This window comes from Shewanella sp. 10N.286.54.B9 (assembly GCF_041468565.1).
In the GTDB taxonomy this organism is placed as follows: Bacteria; Pseudomonadota; Gammaproteobacteria; order Enterobacterales; family Shewanellaceae; genus Shewanella.
This window is the reverse complement of record NZ_JBFRIY010000027.1, coordinates 1-24191: the sequence shown is the minus strand read 5'-3', so window position 1 is coordinate 24191 and position 24191 is coordinate 1. Positions and strand designations below refer to the sequence as shown.

Here is a 24191-nt window from a genome sequence, read left to right as displayed (position 1 = left end):
GGAAATAAACAGATCAAGATGGGGGAATTTACTTCCAAGAGTACGCTAACTTATCGTTCTTTCGCCTGAAATCCCGATGAAATGAAGTCTACAGAACTTGTCTTAAACAAATCTTAAGATAATCGATTGCTGTAGCTTCTTACTCATTTTCTGGTGAAATAAGCTGTAAGCGCTTATCCATTAAGTCTTTCACTAATGGCGTGAGGATAAGCTCCATGGCAAGTGACATCTTGCCTCCTGGTACGACTAGTGTGTTTATACGAGACATGAATGAGCCTTGGATCATGCGTAGGTAATAAGGGAAATCGACATTCTTGATGCCTCGAAAGCGGATCACAACAAAGCTTTCATCCAAACTGGGAATACTTTTGGCACTAAAAGGGTTTGAGGTATCAACAGTCGGTACGCGCTGAAAATTAATGTGAGTTCGGGAAAATTGTGGCGTCATATGGTTGATATAATCGTCCATACTGCGCACTATCGAATCCATCACTTTTTCGCGGCTATGGCCTCTATCTGAAGTGTCACGAATGATCTTTTGGATCCACTCTAAATTGACAATGGGCACCATGCCTATCAGCAGGTCAACGTGCTGTGCGACATCACAGTCATCAGTGACGACACCGCCATGTAAGCCTTCGTAGTAAAGCATTTCAGTATTTTCAGGCAGTGGATGCCATTGAGTAAAGGTTCCTGGCATTTGGTTAAAAGGCACGGCTTCATCAAAGGTGTGCAGGTAAGCGCGTGTTTCTCCTTGCCCAGTGCTGCCATAATCACTAAAACATTGCTCAAGACGCTGGAAATCATTGGCTTCAGGGCCAAAATAACTGATATTTCTATTTTCAGTTTTTTCTTTACGGATCATCACTGCCATTTCAGGACGGGTGAAATGGTGGAAGCTATCGCCCTCAACAATGGCTGCATTAATCCCCAGCTGCCTAAAGATATGGTTGAATGCTGTGGTTGTTGTCGTCGTACCTGCACCGGATGAACCTGTTACAGCAATAATCGGATGTTTCGCTGACATTTTTTTACCTAAAATAGAGACAGTTAAATATCACCTGTAGACAGCCAAATATGGCTAACGGTATTGATTCTGCAATAAACCAGATTATTTAAAAACTGTGTGTGAATTTATATACCCATTCTATTTCAAAGTGCCTATTCCAGACACTCCATTGGGTGGGTTTAAAAGCGATGTTAATTGTGTCACTGGACTAGACAATAGACTCGCTATTGCACTGCGTCTAGAGCTTTGTTTTAGTCACTTTTAATTCCCACTGAAATAGCAAATATTGAAGTCGAATGGGTATAGTTATACGTATTCGTAACACTTAGGTCAATCTTGAGCTGAGTCCACGGAGACAATATCCTCTTTGCGTCTTATGGCGATAGACTCTTCCTCTTCACTAAACTCGACCACTAATTCCCCGCGAGAAAGTGCACTGCGGCAATGCGCTATTGCTGATTGCAAGCTGTCTTCGCCAGTGCTTGCAAAACTGCCATCTTCGAGTTGACCAATGAGAAACTCTTTGATGAGGTTCTCGAGGGTTTCTGCAGGTAATTGGTTCAGTGCTTCGTATGGAACTAGCATCAATGATTTCCAGATTTATCAATGTGAGAGGTTAAAAATGACAAGATTCTTTTTTCAATATAGTAGCGCGGCCGCCAAGGTGAACCACCTTCGATAAATCCAACGTGTCCGCCATTATCATGCAGTTCGTATTCAACTTGCTCTGCTAATTGTTCATCAGTAGGGATGACCGCGTGAGTCATAAACGGGTCGTCTTTAGCGTGAATGACTAAAGTTGGCTTTTGGATTTGACTCAAATAAGGCATACCACTAGCTCTATGGTAGTAGTCATCAACATCGTTAAAGCCATGCAGCGGTGCTGTGATTTTGTCATCAAAAGCGTAAAAAGTGGTGAGTTGCTCAATCTCGGCCTTGCCAATGGGCATGAGTGGCTGCAATGCAGGTGTAGCGACTTTACCAAGCATTTTTTCTTGCAACTGCTTTATTAAATAGCTCTGATATACTTTGGAGAAGCCTTTTTCGAGTCTTTTAGCACACGCGGCTAGATGCAGTGGTGCAGATACTGCTACAGCCCGTTCTAGTAAGCTTTTTTGTTGCAGCTCACCTTGATACTTGACCAATACATTGCCGCCAAGGCTATAGCCGACAGCAAGTAACGGCGAGTCTGGATATCGTTGTTTCAGTTGAATCAAGGTTTGCTGAATGTCTTGAGTATCACCGCTATGATAGCCTCTGACGAGTCGATTAAGCTCTCCAGAGCAGCTCCGGTGGTGATGGACAACGGCGCATAACTGTTGTGCTTTACAAGCAGCCAAAATCCGACGCGCATAATGGGAACTAGAGCTTCCCTCCAACCCGTGAACAATAATAACAATTGCTTGATTGGATTTAGGTTTACCCTGCCAATCAAGATCTATGAAATCGCCGTCAGAAAGTTCTAACCTTTCCCTCTCCAACTGTGGTCTGTCCACTTTAGTGAGTACGGGTAAAATCGTTTGAATGTGGGGGTTTCTAGCCCACCAGGGCGGTGAGAATTTTTGTCTTATCATAATTGGCTATTGCTGAAAATTAAAACGTGTGTTTAATTGTTGTTATGCCAAGAGTGTAACACAGATTGGAAACCGCTATTAGAATCGCTCATACCTAAGGCTTTTACTTGGGGGGAAGTGATAAAAGTGTTTGTTGAATAGCAACTGGAAAGCAGCTTTATCTCAATCAATATTGAGACCAAAATAACAATAAGAGGACAAGATGGAGCGACGCACTTTTATCACTACCGCATTAGCGGGCACTGCTTGCTTAGCTTTGGGCGTTAATTATTGCTCAAGTGATCAGTTGAGTAGTAACGCTAAACTTGATGACAAACATCGACTGTTATTTAGCGTGCTATTGCCGGTTTTTCTCGACGGGGCATTACCTGATGTGCCTGCATTAAAAAGAGACGCTGAAAATCGCACTTTAGATGCCATTGAACACACTATATCTATACTGCCCAAAGAGAGCCAACTTGAGCTAGAACAGCTATTAGAGCTACTCGAAGGCAGGCTTGGGCTACTTATTTTAACTGGCAGTATGACCCCACTGATGATGCGTAATAGTGCGGAGTTAATCGATATGCTGCAAAATTGGCGCACTAGCTTTATGGAGATGATGGTGACAGCTTACCAAGGCTTAAGAGAATTGGTGATGGCAAGTTACTATTCGGCACCAGAACATTGGAGTCGGTTGCATTACGCCAAGCCTAACTTCCTAGAGGAGATGAAATAATGCCATTGGTTAATCATATCGGATTTAGGGGGTAGTTCGTGGCGATTGAAGATCCTATTGTTACAGGGCTTAATTCGGGCTGGGCGCATATTAATGCTGGGCAGCTAACAGAAAATCAAACACTAGAAGCCGATGTTGTTATTGTTGGTAGTGGTGCTGGAGGAGGAACGGCGGCCGAGATCCTAACAAAGGCGGGTTTGTCAGTGATTATTGTTGAAGGTGGACCGTTAAAATCATCAAAAGACTTTGTGATGGAAGAGCGTCGTGCCTATCCCGATCTTTATCAGCAGGCTGCTGGCATGAAGACAACAGATAAGGCGATTGGCATTTTTCAAGGACGTGCCGTAGGCGGTTCCACAACAGTTAACTGGACCACATCGATTCGCACTCCTGAGCCCGCTTTAGCCTATTGGGCGTCGGATAAATCGGTGCAGGGATTATCAAAAGCAGAGTTAACTCCTTGGTTTGAGCAAATGGAGCAGAGACTGAATATCAGTGAGTGGTCGTTCGATCCTAATCGTAATAATGCCGCGTTGAAAGAGGGCTGCGAGCAGTTAGGTTGGGATTACACTGTTATTAAACGCAATGTTAAAGGCTGTTGGAATACTGGTTATTGCGGTATGGGGTGTCCAGTTAACGCTAAGCAGTCCATGTTAGTCACAACCATACCTGCAGCACTTGAAGGCGGGGCGACGTTAGTCAGCCAAGCGAAAGTGATGAAACTTGAGCATCATAAAGACAAAATATATGCATTAAAAGCCCAAGCTGTAGACGGCAACATGCGACCACTGGCTGTAGAGGTAGTTTTTAAGGCGAAGCACTACATTTTGGCTGCTGGCGCTATCCATACACCGACAATTATGCTGCGTTCTAAGTTACCTGATCCCTATGAGATCATTGGTAAGCGAACCTTCCTCCACCCGACGTTACTCAGTGGAGCGATGTTTACCGATCCTATTAATGGTCATAGCGGAGCACCGCAATCAATTTATTCCGATGAGTTTGTTTGGAAAAACGGTGCTGATGGTGAGTTAGGTTACAAACTTGAAGTGCCACCCATTCATCCGATTCTGATCGCGTCAAAAACTATCGGTTATGGTAAGAGCCATGCAGAGTTGATGGCAAATTTTAATCAACTCCAAGTGACCATCGCACTCGTTCGAGATGGTTACCATGAAAATAGCCCTGGCGGTGAGGTTAAGTTAACCGAGCATGGTAGTACATTGGATTACCCATTAACTGACGCATTTTGGCGAGCAGCAAGACGCGCCTATGCCAGTATGGCGGAGCTACAATTTGCAGCGGGCGCGAATAAAGTGCTGCCGATTAGCGAAGGTATGCCCTATTTAGGTAATTGGTCAGAGGCAAAAAAAGCCATCGCCGAGATGGAACTTGCACCGTTGAAAACGGTTGTTGCTTCAGCTCACGTGATGGGAGGATGCCCGTTAGGGGAAGATCCTAAGATGTCGATGGTTAACAGTTATGGCGAGTCGCATTATTTTGAGAACTTGTCAGTGATGGACGGCTCTATTTTCCCTACCAGTTTAGGTGCCAACCCTCAGTTGTCGATATATGGGATAACAGCACGTAATGCCACAAGACTGGCAGAAAAGCTCACAAGTTAAATTGAGCTCATGCTAAAGCATTAAAAAAGCCCAGTGTTATCACTGGGCTTTTTTATCGGTATAAATTTGCTTTAGCAATTATAACGGCGCTTTTAGACCATTATTGATAGCGCTAATATCATCTTCGTTCAACGTACCAGCAGCTTGCTTAAGTGCAATGATTGAGTTGATGTAGCCATAACGCGCATCAGACAATTTACGTTTTGAATCGTAAAGGTCACGTGTACGGTTCAGTACGTCAACAATTGTACGAGTACCCACTTCAAAACCTGCTTGAGTTGCTTTCAAAGCACTCTCAGATGAAATCACCGACTGCTCATAAGCTCGGATTGAACTGATTGAAGCACCTACGTTGTTAAAGTTATTACGTACATCTTTAACCACTTTACGGTGTGTCTGTTCAAGTTTTTCACTTGCTTCAACATATTGATATTGAGCTTGGTTAACTTGAGAAGTGACTTTGAAACCTTCAAAAATAGGGATGCTCAAGGTCACACCTAATGTGCCATTATCAAAGTCAGGCGTATTAACACCACCTGTTTCTTGCTCGATACCTTTTCTGTAGCCAGCATCTAAGCTCAATGAAGGCATATGACCCGCTTTATAAAGCGTAATTGTCTCTTCGGCGATATCTTTACCAATACGCGTTGTCATTAGGTCAACGTTATTTGTTTCTGCCATCTTAATCCAGTCAGTCGACATAGCGGGTGCTACCGGCGATGCTGAAAAACGGTTAGTGTCGAGAATGTTAATGCTCTTGTGATCGATACCGGTGATTTCACGTAATGCTTCATAGCTGTTAGCTAGGGTGTTTTCAGCAAGGATCTCTGTGGCATTTGCAAGGTCATACTGAGCTTGAGCTTCATGCACGTCAGTAATAGCGGTAAGACCAACGGCAAAACGTTGTTTTGTCTGCTCGAGCTGACGCTCAATAGCGCGTTTCTCTGAACCTTGGAATTCGTAATTATCTTTGGCTGTTAATACATCAAAATAAGCGGTTGTTACGCGAATAATTAGGCTTTGCAGCGACGATGCGTATGCAGAGTCTGCTTGTGATGCCGCTTTTTCTGCCAAGCTAAGTCCAACCCATGCGCTGTGGTCATAGATGACTTGTTTAAGCGAGACGCCACCGACGATGCCACTGGAATCTGCAGTTGGATCGTTCCAAGCTTTATCATAACCAATGTTGGCACTGATTGTTGGTAACAGTGGTGCACGCTGCTCCTGGATCTGCTCGTAAAGCGCATCACGTTGAGCTTTAGCTTGCAGCGCAACTGGATCACTGGTTAATGCTTGTTGGTATATCTGTAGAAGGTCGTCGGCATGGGCAACTTGCGCTGAGACTGCTAGCGTCAGTGCGGCACATAGAGAACGGATCTTGAATTTCATTTGCTGTCCTTTTTAGACAAAATTCTCCATTGAGGAGCGAATTTAACTTTGTTTTGTTTAGTTATGCCTAGCTTTTATCTTAAAAGTTAGGCGGTTTGCGCTTCCCGACGCTTCCCAATACATCTAAACTTAGTGCATTAGATAGTAAAAACCTACAATTCCTAAGTCAACTAGGAAGTGTAACAGTTTTTTATCGCAATAATCAGATCTGCCTTTATCTTAGTATTAATAATTTTATTTTGCCTCGCTTTGGCATAAACACTTTGATAAATAAGTAGCTTTAGGAGAATAAATGAACAGTACATTTAGCCATGACGATGTAGAGTTACTCGGTAAGAAAACGCTATATAAAGGTTTCTTCAAGATGGAAGAATACCGCTTTAAGCACCGATTATTCGATGGCGGTTGGAGCGAAGTCGTCACCAGAGAAGTGTTTGAAAGAGGCCATGCAGTGGTAGTGCTACCTTATGATCCGGTTCTCGACAAAGTCGTACTTATTGAACAGATCCGCATTCCGGTGTTAGAAAGCGCTGTTACGCCGTGGTTGTTTGAACTCGTGGCAGGGATGATAGATCCTGGCCAAACATCGCATAACGTTGCCGTTAAGGAGCTTAAAGAGGAAACGGGTTTAGCGGCTATGAGTGTCACTAAAGTGAATCAGTTTTTTTCAAGCCCAGGTGGAACCAGTGAGCGTTTTGATTTCTATTGGGCTGCTGTCGATTCCACAAGCGCTACTGGTCACTACGGCTTAGCCGTGGAGCATGAAGATATAAAAGTGCATGTCGTTGATAGAGAATTAGCTTACAAAATGACGAGTAATGGCCGTATTGATAATGCTTCTACGGTAATTGGTTTACAATGGCTGCAGCTTAACTACCGAGATTTGATTCATAGTCATTGTGAAAAATGATCATGAATACCTGATTTAGAGAAACTTTGGAATAATATCGTGTCAAAAGTAACCTATGCTGGCAAATCTAAATATCAGCCAAATGTCAGCCAGTTTTTGGCTGTTTGTTCGAGAAACTACATGCATATTCAGCGCTGGCTCACCCAAGAGCCTAGTGAAGGAACAAATTGGCAGGTTGATGGCGAGTTTGGCAGGTTGAATGTTCGCCTATTGGAAAATACCAAATATACCCAATTGGTAGAGATTTCTAGGTGCGTTGGAGAACATGCCTTGGTGTCAACACCAAAAGTCTCGGTACGCATTTACCATGACGCTAAATTAGCAGAAGTGTTAACTAGCCAACAGATTTACCAATTAAGTCCAGTGTATGATTATCCAAATATGCATATGCATCATCGTGATGAAAAGTATCAAGTGAATGCGTTTCTTGAAGAGTTATTGAGAATAGATAACTTGACTAAATTTATTTGTGAATCTGATATTTAGGTAATTACTTTGCTAAAAGAGGCTATCTCTTATTCAATTTCTGAATCAGAAAGTGTGAGAATGGTGCAAGTCACAGACCCTCACCTTTTTGCTGATCCTGAAGCCCAACTGCTAGGTGTGAATACGGCTCAAAGCTTAAACGCGGTGCTAAATACCATTGCAGCTGTTGATTACCCTGCCCACTTTATGCTGGCAACAGGGGATATTAGTCAGGACTATTCTAATGAGTCATATCACAAATTTGTTGACGCGATCGCGCCGCTGAAAATCCCTTGCCATTATTTACCCGGTAATCACGACGACCCACGCATTATGAATCTTCATATGCAGGGGGAGAATGTGCATGGCCAAAAAAGAGTGCTTGCGGGTAATTGGCAAATTATCATGTTGGACTCTACCGTTAGAGGTCGCCCTGGCGGGCATATGTCTGATGCTGAGCTTAAACTGATTGACAGAGCAATTGATGCAGAGCCGAACCGCCACACTCTATTAGTCATGCATCATAATCCTGTTCTGGCTGGTTGTGCTTGGCTAGATCAACACTGTATGGACAATGGTAGTGACTTTATTCAGCAAGTTTCACGCTATCGACAAGTTAAAGGGCTACTTTGGGGACACATTCATCAAAGTGTTGATACCGTTCACCTTGGGCCTAATGGGCCGGTGAAGTTAATGGCGACGCCATCAACCTGTATTCAATTTAAGCCCAAGTCACCTTATTTTGCCTTAGATGCATTACAACCGGGTTACCGTTTGCTGGAGCTTAAATCTGATGGTAGCATCCTTACTAACGTGTATCGGGTACCGGGTGAAAATTTTTCACCTGACAACGAAGCTGGCGGTTATTAAGCAAAGTTAAAACCGCAGCGTGAGGAACTATGCTGCTTTATATCCATGGATTTAATAGTTCACCCCTGTCGGATAAGGGACTTATTACTGCAAGTTTTATCCAACAAAATTATCCCGATTTAGATTTCCGGCAACCACAATTGCCGAGTGAACCACTCGCTGCAATGGCATTGCTGACTGATATTGTCGAACAGGCTAATGCCACTGGAGAGTCGATAAGCTATATTGGTTCTTCATTAGGTGGCTACTTTGCCAGTTATTTGGCTGAAAAGTACGGCGGACGCGCAGTTTTAATTAATCCTGCCGTAAAACCCTTCGAACTGTTTGATGAATTCATCGGCACTCAGTACAATCCCTATACCAACGAAACCTATCAGGTTTTAGCCAAGCACAAACAGGATGTTGCCCAGTTCGATACTGCAGCAATTATGAATCCTGATCGCTTCTTTGTTTTGTTACAAACAGGCGATGAAGTACTCGACTATAAACAGGCTGTGCAGAAATATCATTGTTGTCAGTTGCTGATCGAGCCTGGCGGTGATCATAGTTTTATAGGCTATGAAAGCCAGCTGTCTGCCATTTGTGAATACCTGTTTTCTTGACAAATAGACCCGTAGGGCCGCAACATGGCCTGAATAACAAAAAAAAATGTGTGCTATGACAAATCAATACACCTCAGATGCTATTGAAGTCCTAAACGGACTTGACCCTGTAAAACGTCGCCCAGGTATGTATACCGATACCTCGCGCCCAAACCATTTAGGACAGGAAGTCATAGATAATAGTGTTGATGAAGCACTTGCTGGGCATGCCAGTCGAATCGACGTGATCTTGCATGCCGATAACTCTCTTGAAGTGACCGATGATGGCCGTGGTATGCCTGTCGACATACATCCTGAAGAGGGGATCCCCGGTGTCGAACTTATTCTGACTAAATTACATGCTGGTGGTAAGTTTTCCAATAAAAACTACCAATTCTCTGGCGGTCTTCATGGGGTTGGTATTTCAGTTGTTAACGCCCTTTCTAGTCGAGTTGAAATTACCGTAAGACGTAATGCTGAAGTTTATGATATGGCTTTTGAGCACGGTGAAAAGGTCGAAGATCTCCGTGTAACTGGCACATGTGGCAGACGAAATACTGGTACTCGAGTTCATTTCTGGCCAGACGCAAGCTATTTTGATTCTGGCAACTTCTCTATAACCAAGCTGAGTTACTTGCTGAAGGCCAAGGCGGTATTATGCCCAGGCTTGCGGATCAAGTTTGTAAACAAGCAAACGAATGAAACTCAAGAGTGGTTTTATGAAAGTGGTTTAGAGGACTATTTAAAATCATCAATTGACGGCGTACCTATGCTGCCTGAAGTGCCGTTTGTTGGTAATTTCAAGGGGAACCTTGAAGCCGCTGATTGGGCCATTACTTGGCTGCCAGAAGGTGGCGACTACCTAAATGAGAGCTACGTAAACCTCATTCCAACTCCGCTGGGTGGAACCCATGTCAATGGCTTTAGGCAAGGTTTGCTGGAGTCTATGCGTGAGTTTTGTGAGTTTAGAAACCTAGTACCTCGGGGTATAAAGTTAACCCCTGAAGATATTTGGGATCGCTGTACTTTTATTCTTTCGATAAAAATGCAAGATCCACAGTTTGCGGGACAAACTAAAGAGAAGTTATCGAGTCGACAATGTGCAGCGTTTGTATCTGGCATTGTGCGTGACGCTTTTAGTTTGTGGCTAAATACCAATACAGAGCAAGCTGAAGCTTTGGCGGATATGTGCATCAATAACGCACAGAAACGTTTGAAAGCGGCTAAGAAGGTTGCGCGTAAACGTATTACCTCTGGGCCAGCTTTGCCGGGTAAATTAACCGATTGCAGTGGTCAAGACCCTATGCGTGGCGAGCTGTTTTTGGTCGAGGGCGATTCTGCGGGCGGTAGTGCCAAGCAAGCGCGTGACAGAGAGTTTCAAGCAATTATGCCGCTGCGTGGTAAGATCCTTAACACTTGGGAAGTGGACGCAAGCCAAGTGTTAGCATCGCAAGAAGTACACGATATTTCGGTTGCGATAGGTTGCGATCCAGATAGCAGTGATATTTCAGAGCTAAGATATGGAAAAATCTGCATTCTGGCGGATGCTGACTCCGATGGACTGCATATTGCCACTTTGCTTTGTGCACTCTTTATGAAACATTACCGAGTGCTTGTTGAAGAGGGGCATATCTACGTAGCAATGCCACCTTTATTCAGAATCGATATCGGTAAAGAAGTTTTTTATGCGCTTGATGAAGCTGAGCGAGATGGAATTCTTGACCGGATCGCTGCTGAAAAACGCAAAGGCAAAGTGCAGGTAACACGATTTAAGGGATTGGGTGAAATGAATCCTCTGCAACTACGTGAGACCACAATGGATCCTAACACGCGCCGATTAGTTCAACTTACCATTGATGATGCCGATGATACATTAGCATTGATGGATATGCTGTTAGCAAAGAAACGTTCTAGCGATAGAAAAATATGGCTAGAAACAAAAGGCGATCTAGCACAAATATAGATCGACCATTTACCCCAATAGAGCACTAAATAAAAGAATAATAATGACGTTTGAAAATTACCCCAGGCGAATATTTGCCTATATCTCAGTGATGTTCGCTCAAGTTATTTTAGGCTCCGTAGCGTTTGCTGCTGAGCCTGTAATGATCACAGTTTCTAAAGGCTTTGGGTTAACACTGTTTGCCTCTGACTTAGGTGATGCAAAGCAGTTAGCGCTAGGTACTAATGGCACGCTGTTTGTTGGATCTCATAAAGAGGGGATTATCACTGCATTGGTTGATTCTGACCAAGATGGCAGAGTCGACAAGCGCTATATCATTGCCAAAGGTCTAAACTACCCAGAAGCGATAGCTTTTCATGATGGTGCACTTTATGTCGCAGAAGATGAACGCATATTAAGGTTTGTTGAGATTGAATCTCGTCTGAGGAGACCCGGCCGACCGAAAGAGGTTTATGACCGCTTACCAGGCAATACTAAGAAGAGTCGCCGTGCAATGCATTTTGGCCCCGATGGTAGGCTCTATATTGCCATTGGCGCTCCATGTAATGTATGTGAACCTGAAGATCCGTTTGGCAGTATCATCGCTATTGATGTTGAGAGCGGTGAGAGTGAGCAAATTGTCAGCGGTGTTCGCCGAGTCGGGGCGTTTGATTGGTCAGTAACAGACAAAGAGCTATGGTTTTCTGAGCTGGGTCGCAATTGGATGGGTGATAACTTACCGCCGGATGAGATCAATAAGGTTGAAACGGTCGGTAGCCACTATGGATTTCCCTACATCCATGCAACTGATGTTATCGAACCCGCTTATGATAAACCTGAAAATCTAAAGGTTGTAGCACCTCAGTTTGAGTTACCGGCTCATGTTTCACCTCTGGGGCTACATTTTTATCGTGGCGAGCAATTCCCCGAGCGCTATCATAACCAAATGTTTATTGCCGAGAATGGTTCTTGGAACCGCTCAAGTAAAGTTGGGTATCAAGTAGTGATGCTTGAAATTGAGAATGAAAAGGTTGTCAAACGCAGTACTGTCGTCAGCTTTTTAGATGGTGAATTTCCGGTTGCCAGACCCTATTCATTGATCACCGCCCCTGATGGTGGCATGTATATTTCGGATGATTTGAAAGGCAATGTTTACCGTTTATTTTACAAAAATGCACCAAAAAATCAGTCACAGGATAATGATTAATGAGTGATGCGATAGATTTAAGCTTAGACGGCGTAGAGCAAATGCCAATGCGCCGCTTCACGGAAGAGGCATATCTTAATTATTCCATGTACGTCATCATGGACCGTGCTTTGCCACATATTGGTGACGGGCTTAAACCTGTTCAAAGACGTATTATTTATGCGATGAGTGAGTTGGGTTTGTCAGCCCAATCGAAGCATAAAAAATCGGCTCGTACAGTTGGTGATGTGTTGGGTAAATACCATCCTCACGGTGACAGCGCTTGTTATGAAGCAATGGTGCTTATGGCACAACCATTTTCCTACCGTTACCCGTTAGTCGACGGCCAAGGCAACTGGGGGGCGCCGGATGACCCTAAGTCATTTGCAGCAATGCGATATACAGAAGCTAGGCTATCCAAATTTTCTGAAGTGCTACTGAGTGAGTTAGGTCAAGGTACCGTCGATTGGGGAGTGAACTTTGATGGTACGATGAAAGAGCCATTGGTATTACCAGCAAGATTGCCTCATATCCTGCTCAATGGTATTACAGGGATTGCGGTAGGCATGGCAACGGATGTACCGCCACACAATGCTAAAGAGCTTGTGGGGGCCTGTATTGAGCTGCTCGATAACCCAAAGGCAGACTTGCCACGGTTAATGGAGTTTGTTCCTGGACCTGACTACCCAACAGAAGCTGAAATTATTACGCCGTCAGCAGATATTGCCAAAATTTATCAAACCGGTCGTGGTTCTATTAAAGCGCGAGCGGTTTACACTGTTGAAAATGGTGAGGTGGTGATTACCGCACTGCCGCATCAAGCCAGTAGCGGTAAAATTTTAGAGCAGATCGCGGCGCAAATGCAGGCTAAAAAGTTACCCATGGTAACCGACTTACGTGATGAGTCTGATCATGAAAGTCCGGTGCGTATGGTGATAGTCCCTCGCTCAAATCGTGTTGATTGCGACCAGATGATGGCGCATTTATTTGCTACAACTGATTTAGAAAAAAGCTATCGAGTTAACCTAAACGTATTAGGGCTTAATGGTCGTCCGCAGGTTAAAGGTCTACGTGAACTGTTAACTGAATGGCTTGTTTTCCGTATGACTACGGTTAAGCGTCGTTTAGAGTTTAGGTTAGATAAGATATTAGCTCGATTGCACATCCTCGATGCATTGATGATTGCATTTTTAAATATCGATGAAGTCATTGAGATTATTCGCTTTCACGATGAGCCTAAAGCGGAGTTAATGACTCGGTTTGAACTGTCTGACAAGCAAGCGGATGCGATTTTAGACTTGAAACTTCGACACTTAGCCAAGTTAGAAGAGTTTAAAATCAAGTCTGAGCAAAGTGAGTTAGAAGCCGAGCGAGATAAGTTACAGTTATTGCTAAGCTCTGAGCGTCGAATGAAGACGTTGATTAAGAAAGAGTTGATCAAAGATGGTGAAGATTACGGTGATGATCGCCGCTCACCCCTTGTGGTGCGTGGTGAGTCAAAAGCATTAACAGAGCAAGAGTTAGTGCCAGCTGAATCCGTCACTGTTGTTTTGTCTGAAAAGGGCTGGGTAAGGTGCGCTAAGGGCCATGAGGTTGATGGTAAGAGCTTATCTTATAAAGCGGGTGATGAGTTCTTATGCTCCGCTCCAGGGCGCAGCAATCAGCCTAGTGTGTTTATTGATACCTCCGGTAGGGCGTTTGCAACTGAGACTCATACACTTCCATCAGCGCGCTCTCAAGGGGAGCCGATAACGACTCGTTTCAATTTGGCACCTGGCGCGACGATGGAGCATGTAATACTTGCTGATGAAAGTCAGTGCTACATATTGGCATCCGATGCGGGCTACGGCTTTATTGCTGCAAATAAAGATATGATATCGCGCAATAAGGCGGGTAAAGCACTACTAAGCTTGCCTGCAAATGCCAAAGTGTTACAGCCACAAAGAGTGGATAAATCGAAAGCTCAGTCAATCTTAGCCATTACCAACGAAGGCAGAATGCTACTGTTTTCCTTAGATGCATTGCCGCAGCTTACGAAAGGTAAGGGTAACAAGATTATCGGTATACCGACCGAGCGAGCTAAGAATCGCGAAGAGTTGCTAATCCACCTCAATGTTATCCCTGAAGACATGCCTGTCACTCTGTGGGCGGGTAAGCGTAAGCTAACGTTAAAGCCAAGTGATCTAGAGCATTATCGAGGAGAGCGAGGCCGCAGAGGAGCTAAACTGCCACGAGGGTTGCAGCGTGTTGATAGTGTAGAGCTCGGAGATGGAGAGCCTTCAATTTAACTGGTAGAGACAACCGACATAAAAAAAGCAGCCAATTGGCTGCTTTTTTTATGTCGGTTGTTAGCGTTGCTAAACGCTACGCAACTTCATAAAAATTTGGTTCGATATCGACTTGTCTCTGGATAATTTGGCTGGCCATCTTTACGCATTTGCCACACTGGTCACCCACGCCTAATCGCTTTTTGACATCAGCCAATGAAGCATCGCCTTGGCTAACCGCTTCTTTAATCTGAGTATCTGTAATCGCATGACAAAGACAAACGTACATAAATAATGATCCAACTATCGAATATGCACGAAGTATAAATGAAAACGATTCTCAATGCTAATAACTGATGAGAATAGTTATCAATCATTCGATAGCTTGGTAGTTATTAAAAACATTGCGGATGATCACAACCAAGCACCCGTGTGGGCACTTGGTCATGTTTTGCGTCGTAAAAGCTATTTCTTGATTGTTTAAAGTCGGCCTAGTAACCGCGTTCAAAATGAACCCGATGGGCTAACTCCTCGCCTTTTATCCACTTATGGTAGTTTTCAGAGAAGATCTCTGCGACCTGCTCAGGAAAGCTAGGTGCTGCAATATGTGGGGTAATGACAACATTGTCTAATGACCAAATAGGGTGTTCTTCTGGCAATGGCTCCTGATTAAACACATCAAGTATTGCTTGCTGTTGTTGATTCTGAATTAACTGGATATAGAGTGAATCAAGGTCGAGCACGTCACCTCGGCCTAAGTTAAACAGCACCACTTCTTTTTTTAGCAGAGATAAGGTTTGTTGGTTCAGAGCACCGCGCGTCTCTGGAGTACTCGGTAAAATACTCGCAACCGCATCAGCTCTTGGTAGATGGCGAGTTAAGTTGGCTAAAGTGTCGACTTCATCAAAACCTTTAGTCGGTTTTGCACCGCGATTAATACCAATGACATGCATGCCGAAATGTTTAGCCGTTTGTGCGATATGTTTGGCAATAGAGCCTGTGCCTAAAAGGAGTAGATTTTGCCCTTGTAAAGTCTTATAGCTACCAGGTAGCCATACTTTTTGAGCTTGTTGAGTCTTATAGCGACCATGTTCACGCTGATAAGCGAGTAGATAGCCAAATAGGTACTCGCTCATTAATGGGCCAAAGATCCCCCGCACATTGGTGAGCTCATAATCTCGTCGTTGCCTAGGTTTAACTAATGCGTCAACACCTGCAAAAGTTGATTGCATCCACTTTAAATTTGTCGCGTGAGGCAGTATTGGTGCGGCAAGGCTCGGTTCTGCGAGCCAAATGTCAGCGTTAAATATATTTTGTGGATTATCATCCAAAATACTTACATTTGGCAGGTGGCAAGAAGTCAGAAGCTGACGGTATTTTTCATTTTCTCTGGTGAGCAATAGTAACTTGTGTCCCATGCTGACTCCCTTTATCCTAGCTCTATATCATTAAATTAGAGTACGTTTATGTCGAAGTTGATTGAATTCCTGAGCTACTTAGGTTCGTTTATCTATCCCTGGCTAACAGAAGCTTCAACGGCAATAGTTGCTTGTGCGCTGATTGTATTTGGCAGCGATATTAACCGTTTTTTAAGACGTTATCTTGCCGGGCGTTCTTTCATTATTCGAACGCTGATTTTTGTTGTGGTCAACGCATTTGGTTATGGTTTAATTATAGTGAAATTAAGTCCGCTGCTAGCGCAATATATGGCACGGGTGCCATCACATTGGCTGTTTCTACTAGTTTTAGCTATTTTCTTTGCTATTGGCAGCTGGGCTCAACGTAATAAACAAGTTTAAGCCGTTAATTTCAGTGTAGATTATATTACTGTAGTTTGAGAAATCGATATGTAAAGAATGGTAACGACTGACTATGACTTACCGGCAACAGTCAGTCGTTTGCTGTACTCATATTGCTAATTGTAGCAAGCGCTTTATCTGGATAATTAGTGAAGATACCATCGACCCCACGCTTAGCTAACATCTCGATATCATCAATAAAGTCCACTGTGTAGACGTACACTTTTGCACCCCGTAAATGGGCATCTTCAATCATCTCTTGGGTGACAAAGCTGAGCCCTAAATGAATCGAGTAAGCATCTAACTCAGTAACAATTTTTGCGAGATTAAAGGGCACACCTTCAATCAGGGGGGCGACTCTTGCCATTGGATATTGTTGCTTGAAGCCATAAAGCTGACGGTGGTTAAAAGAGGAGACCAGTAGCAGATCTGGGTCATATATCTGTTCATCGATAAATTTTGCATATAGCGCAATAAAAGTTGGCAGAACTGACAGCCCTTTAAGCTCGATATTCACTTCTATATTGTGAGGTTTGAGCAGCGCTAAGACATCTATGAGTGTAGGAATTGCTTCTCCAGATACCGTTATGCTATTTAGGTAACCTGCGCTGACAGAGTCTATAAGCCCATGACCAGTACTTGTCGCTTCAAGCCTACGGTCATGAAAAACATAGAGCTCTCCTTCGACTAAATGAATATCCAGTTCAACGGCTGTGGCACCTAACTCGATAGCTTTCTCAAAAGCCTTTAAGGTATTTTCTGGGGCACTGCCACTGGCGCCGCGATGAGCAAATACTTTCATTGCTGAGTTTCTCTAATCATAGGGGATTAAGTCCGTATTAAGTTTTGCACGTCTTTGGTCTGTCCAGGCGACAAGTGAACCTCTAACTGAGGGTAGGCGAGTTCCAAATTGTTATCGCGTAATTTCTTACTGATCTGCTTATGCAGCTTATGTCTAAGCGGCCAGCGTGTGCCCATGTCTTTGGCGTAGGCTCTGACCTCAAAGTCTTGGGTATGTTGGCCAAACCCTGCAAACCATACTTCAGGTTCTGGAGTGAGGAGTGCATCATCACACTCTTGCACGGCTTGATAAAGAGCCGCCTCGACGCGCGCGGGATCGGAATCTCGAGCAACGGAAACATAGACAATAACGCGTGTAATTGGATCTGAAAGCGACCAGTTAATCAGCTGCTCAGTAATAAAGGCCTTATTGGGTACAATGATCTCTTTTCGATCCCAGTCGATAATGGTGGTGGCACGTATTTGAATTTTACTGACGGTGCCAGTCAGATCTCTAATCGTTACTGTATCGCCAATTCGAACCGGTTTTTCGAATAAGATGATGAGGCCTGAGATGAAGTTAGCAAAAATTTCTTGTAGGCCAAAACCTAAACCTACCGATAGCGCTGCGACTAACCATTGCAGCTTCGACCACTCCATCCCTAATGTTGAGAAACCACTTAATACACCAAAGAAAATCACCAAATAGCGACAGACAGTGGTCAGTGCAAAACCAGTGCCTTGGCTGAGATCTAATCGTTGCAGAATCGTTAATTCGATCAAGCCAGGTAAGTTGGTGGCGATCATCATCGAAAAGCCAACAATGATGAGCGAGAGTAAAAGCGACTTTAAAGTAATCGGTAATTGCTGCTCAATACCATTAATGGTGGTATTGCTAGACCATAAGGTAACTCCATCGAGCAAAGAGAACAATGCTGTATGAGTTTGCGTCCAAAGGCCTACAATGCTGGCCAAAAAGGCTAACAGTAAAAGCGAGCGAACCAAACCTAAAGATTGCCCAGAAATCGTCTCTAAATCGACCTCTGGCTCTTCATAGGTATCAAGTTGTTCTGGTGAATTAACTTCACCCTTTTCACGTTGAGCGAGTACTTCTGCGCGCTTTGTCTTAGCACGTTCGAAGGCAATACGGCGCCTTTCTATTAACATCCAGCGTTTTATTAACTGATAAAGCAATAAAAAGCCGAGACCAAAAATCAATGATAGCTGCAACTGCAGGAACATTTGTACGGCTGTGTAGTAGTAACCTAAGACGGCCAATACAGCACAAGCTATCGGCGTTATGATTAGCATTGCCCATAGTAGTTTTTGGATTAGTTTTCTGTTTTTATCGCCATGATGGTGCTTATTCTCACGGTTAGATATCTCTAAAATGTCCTTATAGAACCAAAATAACATTAAGCAGAAAATGATAAACGCGCCACGACCTAAACTATTTCTGACTAATGAAGTATCAATGACCTCTGCAAATGCCGCAATGCCTAAAAATGGGGTTACCATAAAGGTAAGTTGCTTAAACTTCGCTTGTCCAGCGCGAACTATGCTTCGCTGTGCTTTGAAGTGGTTAATTAGTAACCCCTTATCTAAAGCGAGCAAAAACACCAAGCGATAAAGTTGATAGAAAATGCCTACAGCCAAAATGCCCATACCGATGGCGGAAACAAAATTGATACTAGATAAATAGAAAATTACCCCTGCGAGGATAATCGGCAGCGGTTTGAGTAGGCTATAGCTCACAGAGTTAAGCAGTACATGCCAAGTATAAATAAACTTATCTTGAGTAACGTTACCTACAAATGGCAGTTCACGGCGCATTGCAGCTTTAAACTTTGGTGTGAGGATATCTTGTGCTACTAAGCTAATGACAAGTAAAATTAGCCACCAAGACCATAAACTACCCTGTTCGCTGAATGAGTTTTGCAGTTGCTTCCACGGGGCCTGTTGAATCATCCACTGCACGCTTTGGTGCAGATCTGTTAACCATAACCCACCAATTCGATTTGCATTTGGCACCCAAAATAGATGCTCATTTAGGGTGTCTCTTAAAGTAATGTATTGTTGATTAAGTTGCTCATTACTTACTCTTAAATCAGCTAACTCACTTAAATATTGGTCATAGCTTTGTAGTAATTGTTGTAGTAGCAACTCTTGTGAAACAAGCAGCTTTGCATGCAGCTGTGTTGGTTTAGGAACGTCATTAAGTTGCTGTTCATTAACTATTTGCGATTGCTCTATTTGATAGCGGGCTAGTCGGGCGTCGGCTATCTCTGATTGCACCCTATCTTGGCTTGGTGGTTTGGGTAATGCTTGTAGCATCTGCAAAAAACGTTCACCGAATGCAGAGTTGAGCTTGAGCCAACTTATTTGCTGTTGAATATTGGTGAGCTGTTTAGCTTGATCTTGGTATTGTGCCTCGGCTTGCTCTTGCTGTGTTAGTGCTTGGCTTATTTTTAGGTTAAGCGCTTTGAGTGTAGCACCATATTGTTGATTGGCCTCATTGAGGGCCTGAGCAATAGGATCGGTAGCGCTAGAATCGGGCACCAGGCTTTTGGCTATCGCGGCTTCAGTGCGTAAATGGCGTTGTAAATCTAATTGTTGGTTGATGCGCTCAATAAACTGCTCTTGCTGTAACAACTGCTCACGAACTAGCTGTAACTGTAGTTGGTTGAGATCAATCTCCTTTTGACTGCTGGCTAAGCTTGCTTCAAGGGTGGCAACACGCTGTTGGTATAGCTCTCTTTGAGTCAGTTGTAGCTCATTTACTATGTTCTGTTCATTAGATATTTTAATTTTTTTGTGTTTTTTGAGCGTTGTTCTTGCGCTGCTTAAGTCTTTCGGTAAATTATTTAATGTGCTATTTAGCTCATTGATTTTGTTACTTAAACTGGTTTCAACCTCTTTAAGTTCAGAAAGCCTTAGGTAGGCCATTGAACCTTGTTGGTTAATATCTTGCTCTGCTGAGAGCGTGATCGCTTTCTTCGCTTCTGCTATTTGCTGCAATAGGTTTGCTTTGTGTAGCTCAAAATTACTTAGCAGCGTTTTAGCATTTCTTTCGGTAAGTGCTAGCTCTTGAATTTTTGACTGCAGTAAAAGCAACTGTTGTTGTGGAGTTTTAGTTTCACTAGTTGTGGCTGGTAACCCCAACTTTTTTTCAAGAGAAGTGGGTTGGTTTGCATTGGCAATGGAGCAAAATAGACACAGGAAAACCAATAAAAAACGATGCATGATTAGGGGCTTGCATAAATCGAAAAGGACTAACTTATAGTAGCCAAGTTATCAGAATAAATAAATCGAACTATGCAGTCTTTTTAATCCGTTGTGACTTATGACTCTGTTGGGTTTCAAATAATGCCGTAGCAACAACTAAAGTCCCGCCGATAATAGTTTTAATATCGAGATCTTCACCTAAAAGCAGTAAAGCTAAAACAGCGCCATAGAAAGGTTGTAAGCAAGAGACTAAGCCAACGGTTTTAGCACTGAGCATGCGCAGTGCAGAAGTGAATAGAGCATGCGGGGCCGCAGTGAATAAAGTGCCCAGTAGTATGATTAACCACCAAACGTTTGACTCAATAGTACTGACCTCGACTGACATCCATGGCGCAAGAAAAACTACGGCAACTGCGGTTTGGTAAAGCATTGCTTGTTGGCCGCTGTATTGAGAAAAGTAGCGTTTGTGTAATAAGTTTCTGGTAGTGAAAAGCGCTGCAGAAATAACGCCGACGACGATCCCTAGAGTGACATCATTACCAAGATTCGCTTCCGGAATGAGTAAGATCACTCCGATGAGTACTAGCACTCCACTTACCACATCGGCAAGCTGAAGTTTAGATTTGGTAACCAACGGCTCAACGAGCACTGTCATTACCGGATAGGTGAAAAAGGCAATCATACCAATGGCGACGGACGATAGTTGCATTGAGGCAAAATAAGTCACCCAATGCAAACTGACTATTACACCTAGGCCGATGGCAACCAGATAATCTCTGGCAGCTTCAAGTGCAATCTTTTGCTTACTGAGCTTGACTATCAGTGCGAGTACAACCGCAGCAATAACACAGCGTAATACGGTGATATCTAATGCACTTAAGGGGATGAGCTTAGAAAACAGGGCGGTGCCACCGAAAAGCAGCACTGCTAAATGCAGTTCAACCAGCCCTGTTTTTTTATCACTTGAGTTCAATGTGAACTTAGTCTTCTATTTTGGCAAAAGCTTGACCCATACGAGTGACACTGCGAGGTTCTACACCGTCAGCAAATTCATCGAGCGCATCTTTAGCAAATAACATGACCACTGTACTGCCTAGCTTGAAGCGCCCCATCTCAGCGCCTTTTTCAAGAGTTAGCGCTTCTGGACCTTCGGTTGGGTAGTCCCAAGTAAACACATCTTTACCTGTTGGCGGGGTAACAGTTCCGGCCCATACAGTTTCAATGCTGGCAACAATAGTTGCCCCCACAAGCACCATCGCCATTGGGCCGATTTCAGTTTCGAAAATAGCAACCACACGCTCGTTACGAGCAAATAAGCCTGGTACATTTTGCGCGGTTAACGGGTTAACTGAAAAAAGTTCACCTGGTACATATGTCATTTTTGACAAGGTACCTTTAATCGGCATATGAATACGGTGGTAATCTTTAGGTGCTAGATAGATAGTCGCAAAGTCACCCTCTTCAAAACGCTTAGCATCGTCAGCTTGGTCGCCTAGTAATGCTAGAGATGAGTAGTCATGACCCTTAGCTTGAAATATACGACCGTCTTCAATAGGTCCTAACTGACTCACTGCACCATCTACTGGGTGGATGATATAATCTTTATCTTCACAAATTGGACGAATACCAGGTTTTAAAGCGCGAGTGAAGAACTGATTAAAAGTAGGGTAAGCTTCTGGTGCAGGCTGCGCCGCTTCACTCATATCAATCTTGTATTGCTTGATAAACCATTTAATTGCTGCTGTGGTGACTGAGCCCATCTCTGCAGCTGCAAGTTTGCCAACTAGACGTGAAACAAGGTGCTTTGGCATAATATACTGCAGCGCAATTTTAACTTTATCCAATTTCAAATTCCTTTCTATTTATTCTATTTCTATTCGTCTGGACCGGCTCTAAAATGACGAGCGTGTCGTTGTTCATCTAGACTGGCAATGATTTTGTGGTAGTTGTCGTATCGATCTTGGCTGATCTCTCCGGCTTCTAACGCTTCAGAAATTGAGCAGCCTGGATCATTAAGGTGTTTACAATCTCTAAACTTACAGGTACCTAAATACTCTCTAAATTCTATAAAGCATTGCCCAACTCTCTCTGCTGGTAAATGCCAAAGTGCAAATTCACGTACTCCTGGAGAGTCGATTAAATCGCCGCCAGTTGAAATGTGCAGTAGTTTAGCAGTGGTGGTTGTGTGTTGACCTAGACCTGAGTTTTCCGATATATCACCAGTCAACAGCTCGGCATCGGGCATCATGGCATTAATCATTGATGATTTCCCCACACCGGACTGGCCAACAAATACGCTAACATTGCCGTCCATTAGTTGGTTGATTTGCTCAACGCCTTCACCGGTTTTGCTACTCACTTTATAGACGTCATAGCCTATATCGCGATAACGCTGCAGAGCGGCTTCAATCTCTGGTAGCTCCTCAGGTGTAATCAAGTCAACTTTATTGAGTACAATAACTGGCGCAATGCCGGTATCTTCTGATGCAACTAAATATCGGTCGATGATCTGCGTGGTAAAGGCAGGCTTAACGGAAGTGACAATGAGGATCTGATCGATATTGGCGGCAATGATTTTTACACCATCATACAGATCAGGTCTAGATAGAAGCGAGTGCCTTGGATGGACGGCTTCTACAATGCCTTCAATTCGGCTAGCACCAGACTCACTAGTCAAGGCTAAGCGAACAATAACTTTGTCACCGGTGACTAAACTTTTAATGTTTCGGCGTATATTACAACGCGCAAGGTGGCCTGTTTCGGTCTCAACATCAGCATGCTGCCCAAAACGAGAAATAATGGTACCTAGCTGCTCTGGACCTAACGAATTATCCTGTAGTTCAGGCGTATTGTCGCTAGCTTCGCTGCTTTGTAATTTCTTTTTTTGGTTGTTACGCATTCTGCGTAACTGACCTTGGCTTAATGGTTTCTTTTTGCTCACGTATTACTCACGTAATTTGCCTTCAATGATAAAGGTGATTTTTTGTCGCTTAAAAAAGCAGTATGATACACCGTCTTAAACAAAAAAGCCTGAATTTAGGCTAACAGGGATTACAGGTCGCTTTATGGCTATAGATGAAAACAACCTTATTTGGGTCGATCTTGAGATGACAGGGCTAGAGCCTGCTGTTGATAGGATTATTGAAATTGCGACTATAGTAACGGATAAAGAGTTAAATATTATCGCGCAAGGTCCTGTTATTGCGATTCATCAAACTGATGAACAACTGGCATTAATGGATGATTGGAACCAAAAACACCATGGAGAGTCCGGGCTAGTGGAGCGAGTAAAAGCGAGCTCATTTAGCGAAGAAGACGCTATTGCACAGACAATTGAGTTTTTGTCGCAATATGTTCCAGCAGGCGCTTCACCTATGTGTGGTAATAGCATTGGCCAAGATCGTCGTTTTTTAAATCGCTATATGCCGGCACTTGAAGATTATTTCCATTACCGAAATATTGATGTGAGCACAGTTAAAGAACTTGTACGCCGCTGGGAGCCGTCCGCAATGAAAGGCTTTAGCAAACAAAATACTCACCAAGCGCTACTCGATATCCAAGAGTCTATCGCTGAATTGCAGTTTTATCGCGCAAAAGTATTTAAAATTTGACCATTCAGTCAGATTATTTGCAAGAAGGGGTTGCAGAGCAGTGAAATTCTCATATAATGCGGCCTCAACTTTTCGCTAAGCGGTAAACTTAGTGATTAAGTCAAAAAGTTGAAATGCGACATTAGCTCAGTTGGTAGAGCGATACCTTGCCAAGGTATAGGTCATCAGTTCGAACCTGATATGTCGCTCCAAATACAAACTTATGGAATGACCAAATTCGGTAAGTAAAAAGATTTACGC

General features: G+C 43.5%; 22 protein-coding genes and 1 tRNA gene. 12 read left to right on the top strand and 11 right to left on the bottom strand.

The window, feature by feature from the left end:
* Positions 1 to 139: 139 nt before the first annotated feature.
* From AB4135_RS10140 to AB4135_RS10130, 3 genes are all read right to left on the bottom strand, one after another.
* Positions 140 to 1027 (bottom strand): phosphoribulokinase, encoded by an 888-nt coding sequence (locus AB4135_RS10140; protein WP_220736575.1) that lies wholly within the window; start codon positions 1025 to 1027, stop codon positions 140 to 142.
* 312 nt (positions 1028 to 1339) lie between these two features.
* Positions 1340 to 1594 (bottom strand): YheU family protein, encoded by a 255-nt coding sequence (locus AB4135_RS10135; RefSeq protein WP_371992534.1) that lies wholly within the window; start codon positions 1592 to 1594, stop codon positions 1340 to 1342.
* Complete coding sequence (locus AB4135_RS10130; RefSeq protein WP_371992532.1) at positions 1594 to 2583, bottom strand: hydrolase; 990 nt, start codon at positions 2581 to 2583, stop codon at positions 1594 to 1596. The genes AB4135_RS10135 and AB4135_RS10130 overlap by 1 nt, the downstream gene beginning before the upstream one ends.
* 202 nt (positions 2584 to 2785) lie before the next feature.
* Between AB4135_RS10130 and AB4135_RS10125 the strand changes: the two genes are divergently transcribed.
* Together AB4135_RS10125 and AB4135_RS10120 are read left to right on the top strand one after the other, a co-directional pair.
* Positions 2786 to 3301 (top strand): TAT leader-containing periplasmic protein, encoded by a 516-nt coding sequence (locus AB4135_RS10125; RefSeq protein ID WP_371992530.1) that lies wholly within the window; start codon positions 2786 to 2788, stop codon positions 3299 to 3301.
* A 38-nt stretch (positions 3302 to 3339) separates the two neighbouring features.
* Complete coding sequence (locus AB4135_RS10120; protein WP_371992528.1) at positions 3340 to 4926, top strand: GMC family oxidoreductase N-terminal domain-containing protein; 1587 nt, start codon at positions 3340 to 3342, stop codon at positions 4924 to 4926.
* 78 nt (positions 4927 to 5004) lie between these two features.
* On the opposite strand, the gene tolC is transcribed toward AB4135_RS10120, so the two are convergent.
* Positions 5005 to 6315 (bottom strand): outer membrane channel protein TolC, encoded by a 1311-nt coding sequence (gene tolC / locus AB4135_RS10115; RefSeq protein ID WP_371992525.1) that lies wholly within the window; start codon positions 6313 to 6315, stop codon positions 5005 to 5007.
* A gap of 292 nt (positions 6316 to 6607) precedes the next feature.
* On the opposite strand from tolC, the gene nudF reads away from it, so the two are divergent.
* From nudF to parC, 7 genes are all read left to right on the top strand, one after another.
* Positions 6608 to 7225, top strand: coding sequence for an ADP-ribose diphosphatase (gene nudF, locus AB4135_RS10110; RefSeq protein ID WP_371992522.1), 618 nt, complete (start codon positions 6608 to 6610; stop codon positions 7223 to 7225).
* Positions 7226 to 7264: 39 nt separating this feature from the next.
* Positions 7265 to 7711, top strand: coding sequence for a DUF1249 domain-containing protein (locus AB4135_RS10105; RefSeq protein WP_371992521.1), 447 nt, complete (start codon positions 7265 to 7267; stop codon positions 7709 to 7711).
* Between the two features lie 9 nt (positions 7712 to 7720).
* Positions 7721 to 8560 (top strand): 3',5'-cyclic-AMP phosphodiesterase, encoded by an 840-nt coding sequence (cpdA, locus tag AB4135_RS10100; RefSeq protein WP_371992519.1) that lies wholly within the window; start codon positions 7721 to 7723, stop codon positions 8558 to 8560.
* Positions 8561 to 8589: 29 nt separating this feature from the next.
* A complete protein-coding gene (locus AB4135_RS10095) occupies positions 8590 to 9162 on the top strand; it encodes a YqiA/YcfP family alpha/beta fold hydrolase (protein WP_371992518.1) in 573 nt (190 codons plus the stop codon).
* Between the two features lie 55 nt (positions 9163 to 9217).
* Positions 9218 to 11104 carry a DNA topoisomerase IV subunit B gene (gene parE / locus AB4135_RS10090; RefSeq protein ID WP_371992517.1) on the top strand — a complete coding sequence of 629 codons (1887 nt, stop codon included), beginning with the start codon at positions 9218 to 9220 and terminating at the stop codon, positions 11102 to 11104.
* Positions 11105 to 11195: 91 nt separating this feature from the next.
* Positions 11196 to 12290 (top strand): sorbosone dehydrogenase family protein, encoded by a 1095-nt coding sequence (locus AB4135_RS10085; RefSeq protein WP_371992536.1) that lies wholly within the window; start codon positions 11196 to 11198, stop codon positions 12288 to 12290.
* Positions 12290 to 14557 (top strand): DNA topoisomerase IV subunit A, encoded by a 2268-nt coding sequence (parC, locus tag AB4135_RS10080; RefSeq protein WP_371992516.1) that lies wholly within the window; start codon positions 12290 to 12292, stop codon positions 14555 to 14557. The genes AB4135_RS10085 and parC overlap by 1 nt, the downstream gene beginning before the upstream one ends.
* A 76-nt stretch (positions 14558 to 14633) precedes the next feature.
* On the opposite strand, the gene AB4135_RS10075 is transcribed toward parC, so the two are convergent.
* Together AB4135_RS10075 and AB4135_RS10070 are read right to left on the bottom strand one after the other, a co-directional pair.
* On the bottom strand, positions 14634 to 14825 hold the full coding sequence (locus AB4135_RS10075) for a bacterioferritin-associated ferredoxin (protein ID WP_371992514.1): 192 nt from the start codon (positions 14823 to 14825) through the stop codon (positions 14634 to 14636).
* A 202-nt stretch (positions 14826 to 15027) separates the two neighbouring features.
* Entirely contained in the window at positions 15028 to 15954 is a 927-nt protein-coding gene (locus AB4135_RS10070; RefSeq protein ID WP_371992512.1) for a D-2-hydroxyacid dehydrogenase, read from the bottom strand.
* 48 nt (positions 15955 to 16002) lie between these two features.
* On the opposite strand from AB4135_RS10070, the gene AB4135_RS10065 reads away from it, so the two are divergent.
* Positions 16003 to 16335 (top strand): DUF3392 domain-containing protein, encoded by a 333-nt coding sequence (locus AB4135_RS10065; protein WP_371992510.1) that lies wholly within the window; start codon positions 16003 to 16005, stop codon positions 16333 to 16335.
* A gap of 91 nt (positions 16336 to 16426) precedes the next feature.
* Here AB4135_RS10065 and AB4135_RS10060 read toward each other — a convergent pair whose 3' ends face one another.
* The 5 genes from AB4135_RS10060 to rsgA form a co-directional block, all read right to left on the bottom strand.
* Positions 16427 to 17137 (bottom strand): glycerophosphodiester phosphodiesterase, encoded by a 711-nt coding sequence (locus tag AB4135_RS10060; protein WP_371992508.1) that lies wholly within the window; start codon positions 17135 to 17137, stop codon positions 16427 to 16429.
* A 26-nt stretch (positions 17138 to 17163) separates the two neighbouring features.
* On the bottom strand, positions 17164 to 20358 hold the full coding sequence (locus AB4135_RS10055; protein ID WP_371992506.1) for a mechanosensitive ion channel domain-containing protein: 3195 nt from the start codon (positions 20356 to 20358) through the stop codon (positions 17164 to 17166).
* 70 nt (positions 20359 to 20428) lie between these two features.
* A complete protein-coding gene (locus tag AB4135_RS10050) occupies positions 20429 to 21313 on the bottom strand; it encodes a DMT family transporter (protein WP_371992504.1) in 885 nt (294 codons plus the stop codon).
* A 7-nt stretch (positions 21314 to 21320) separates the two neighbouring features.
* The gene (asd, locus tag AB4135_RS10045) at positions 21321 to 22184 is read right to left on the bottom strand and encodes an archaetidylserine decarboxylase (protein WP_371992502.1); all 864 of its coding nucleotides are present in this window, start codon (positions 22182 to 22184) and stop codon (positions 21321 to 21323) included.
* Positions 22185 to 22213: 29 nt separating this feature from the next.
* Positions 22214 to 23281, bottom strand: a complete 1068-nt coding sequence (rsgA, locus tag AB4135_RS10040) for a small ribosomal subunit biogenesis GTPase RsgA (protein WP_371992500.1) — start codon at positions 23279 to 23281, stop codon at positions 22214 to 22216.
* Between the two features lie 124 nt (positions 23282 to 23405).
* Between rsgA and orn the strand changes: the two genes are divergently transcribed.
* Both orn and AB4135_RS10030 read left to right on the top strand, forming a co-directional pair.
* Positions 23406 to 23951: an oligoribonuclease gene (gene orn, locus AB4135_RS10035; RefSeq protein WP_371992499.1), complete on the top strand. Its 546-nt coding sequence runs from the start codon at positions 23406 to 23408 to the stop codon at positions 23949 to 23951.
* A 115-nt stretch (positions 23952 to 24066) separates the two neighbouring features.
* A tRNA-Gly gene (locus AB4135_RS10030) sits at positions 24067 to 24142 on the top strand.
* The last annotated feature ends 49 nt before the right edge of the window (positions 24143 to 24191 follow it).

Coding starts and splice junctions, on each gene's coding strand:
- AB4135_RS10140 (WP_220736575.1), bottom strand. CDS start 1,027: ATGTCAGCGAAACATCCGATTATTGCTGTAACAGGTTCATCCGGTGCA.
- AB4135_RS10135 (WP_371992534.1), bottom strand. CDS start 1,594: ATGCTAGTTCCATACGAAGCACTGAACCAATTACCTGCAGAAACCCTC.
- AB4135_RS10130 (WP_371992532.1), bottom strand. CDS start 2,583: ATGATAAGACAAAAATTCTCACCGCCCTGGTGGGCTAGAAACCCCCAC.
- AB4135_RS10125 (WP_371992530.1), top strand. CDS start 2,786: ATGGAGCGACGCACTTTTATCACTACCGCATTAGCGGGCACTGCTTGC.
- tolC (WP_371992525.1), bottom strand. CDS start 6,315: ATGAAATTCAAGATCCGTTCTCTATGTGCCGCACTGACGCTAGCAGTC.
- nudF (WP_371992522.1), top strand. CDS start 6,608: ATGAACAGTACATTTAGCCATGACGATGTAGAGTTACTCGGTAAGAAA.
- AB4135_RS10095 (WP_371992518.1), top strand. CDS start 8,590: ATGCTGCTTTATATCCATGGATTTAATAGTTCACCCCTGTCGGATAAG.
- parE (WP_371992517.1), top strand. CDS start 9,218: ATGACAAATCAATACACCTCAGATGCTATTGAAGTCCTAAACGGACTT.
- AB4135_RS10085 (WP_371992536.1), top strand. CDS start 11,196: ATGTTCGCTCAAGTTATTTTAGGCTCCGTAGCGTTTGCTGCTGAGCCT.
- parC (WP_371992516.1), top strand. CDS start 12,290: ATGAGTGATGCGATAGATTTAAGCTTAGACGGCGTAGAGCAAATGCCA.
- AB4135_RS10075 (WP_371992514.1), bottom strand. CDS start 14,825: ATGTACGTTTGTCTTTGTCATGCGATTACAGATACTCAGATTAAAGAA.
- AB4135_RS10070 (WP_371992512.1), bottom strand. CDS start 15,954: ATGGGACACAAGTTACTATTGCTCACCAGAGAAAATGAAAAATACCGT.
- AB4135_RS10065 (WP_371992510.1), top strand. CDS start 16,003: ATGTCGAAGTTGATTGAATTCCTGAGCTACTTAGGTTCGTTTATCTAT.
- AB4135_RS10060 (WP_371992508.1), bottom strand. CDS start 17,137: ATGAAAGTATTTGCTCATCGCGGCGCCAGTGGCAGTGCCCCAGAAAAT.
- AB4135_RS10055 (WP_371992506.1), bottom strand. CDS start 20,358: ATGCATCGTTTTTTATTGGTTTTCCTGTGTCTATTTTGCTCCATTGCC.
- orn (WP_371992499.1), top strand. CDS start 23,406: ATGGCTATAGATGAAAACAACCTTATTTGGGTCGATCTTGAGATGACA.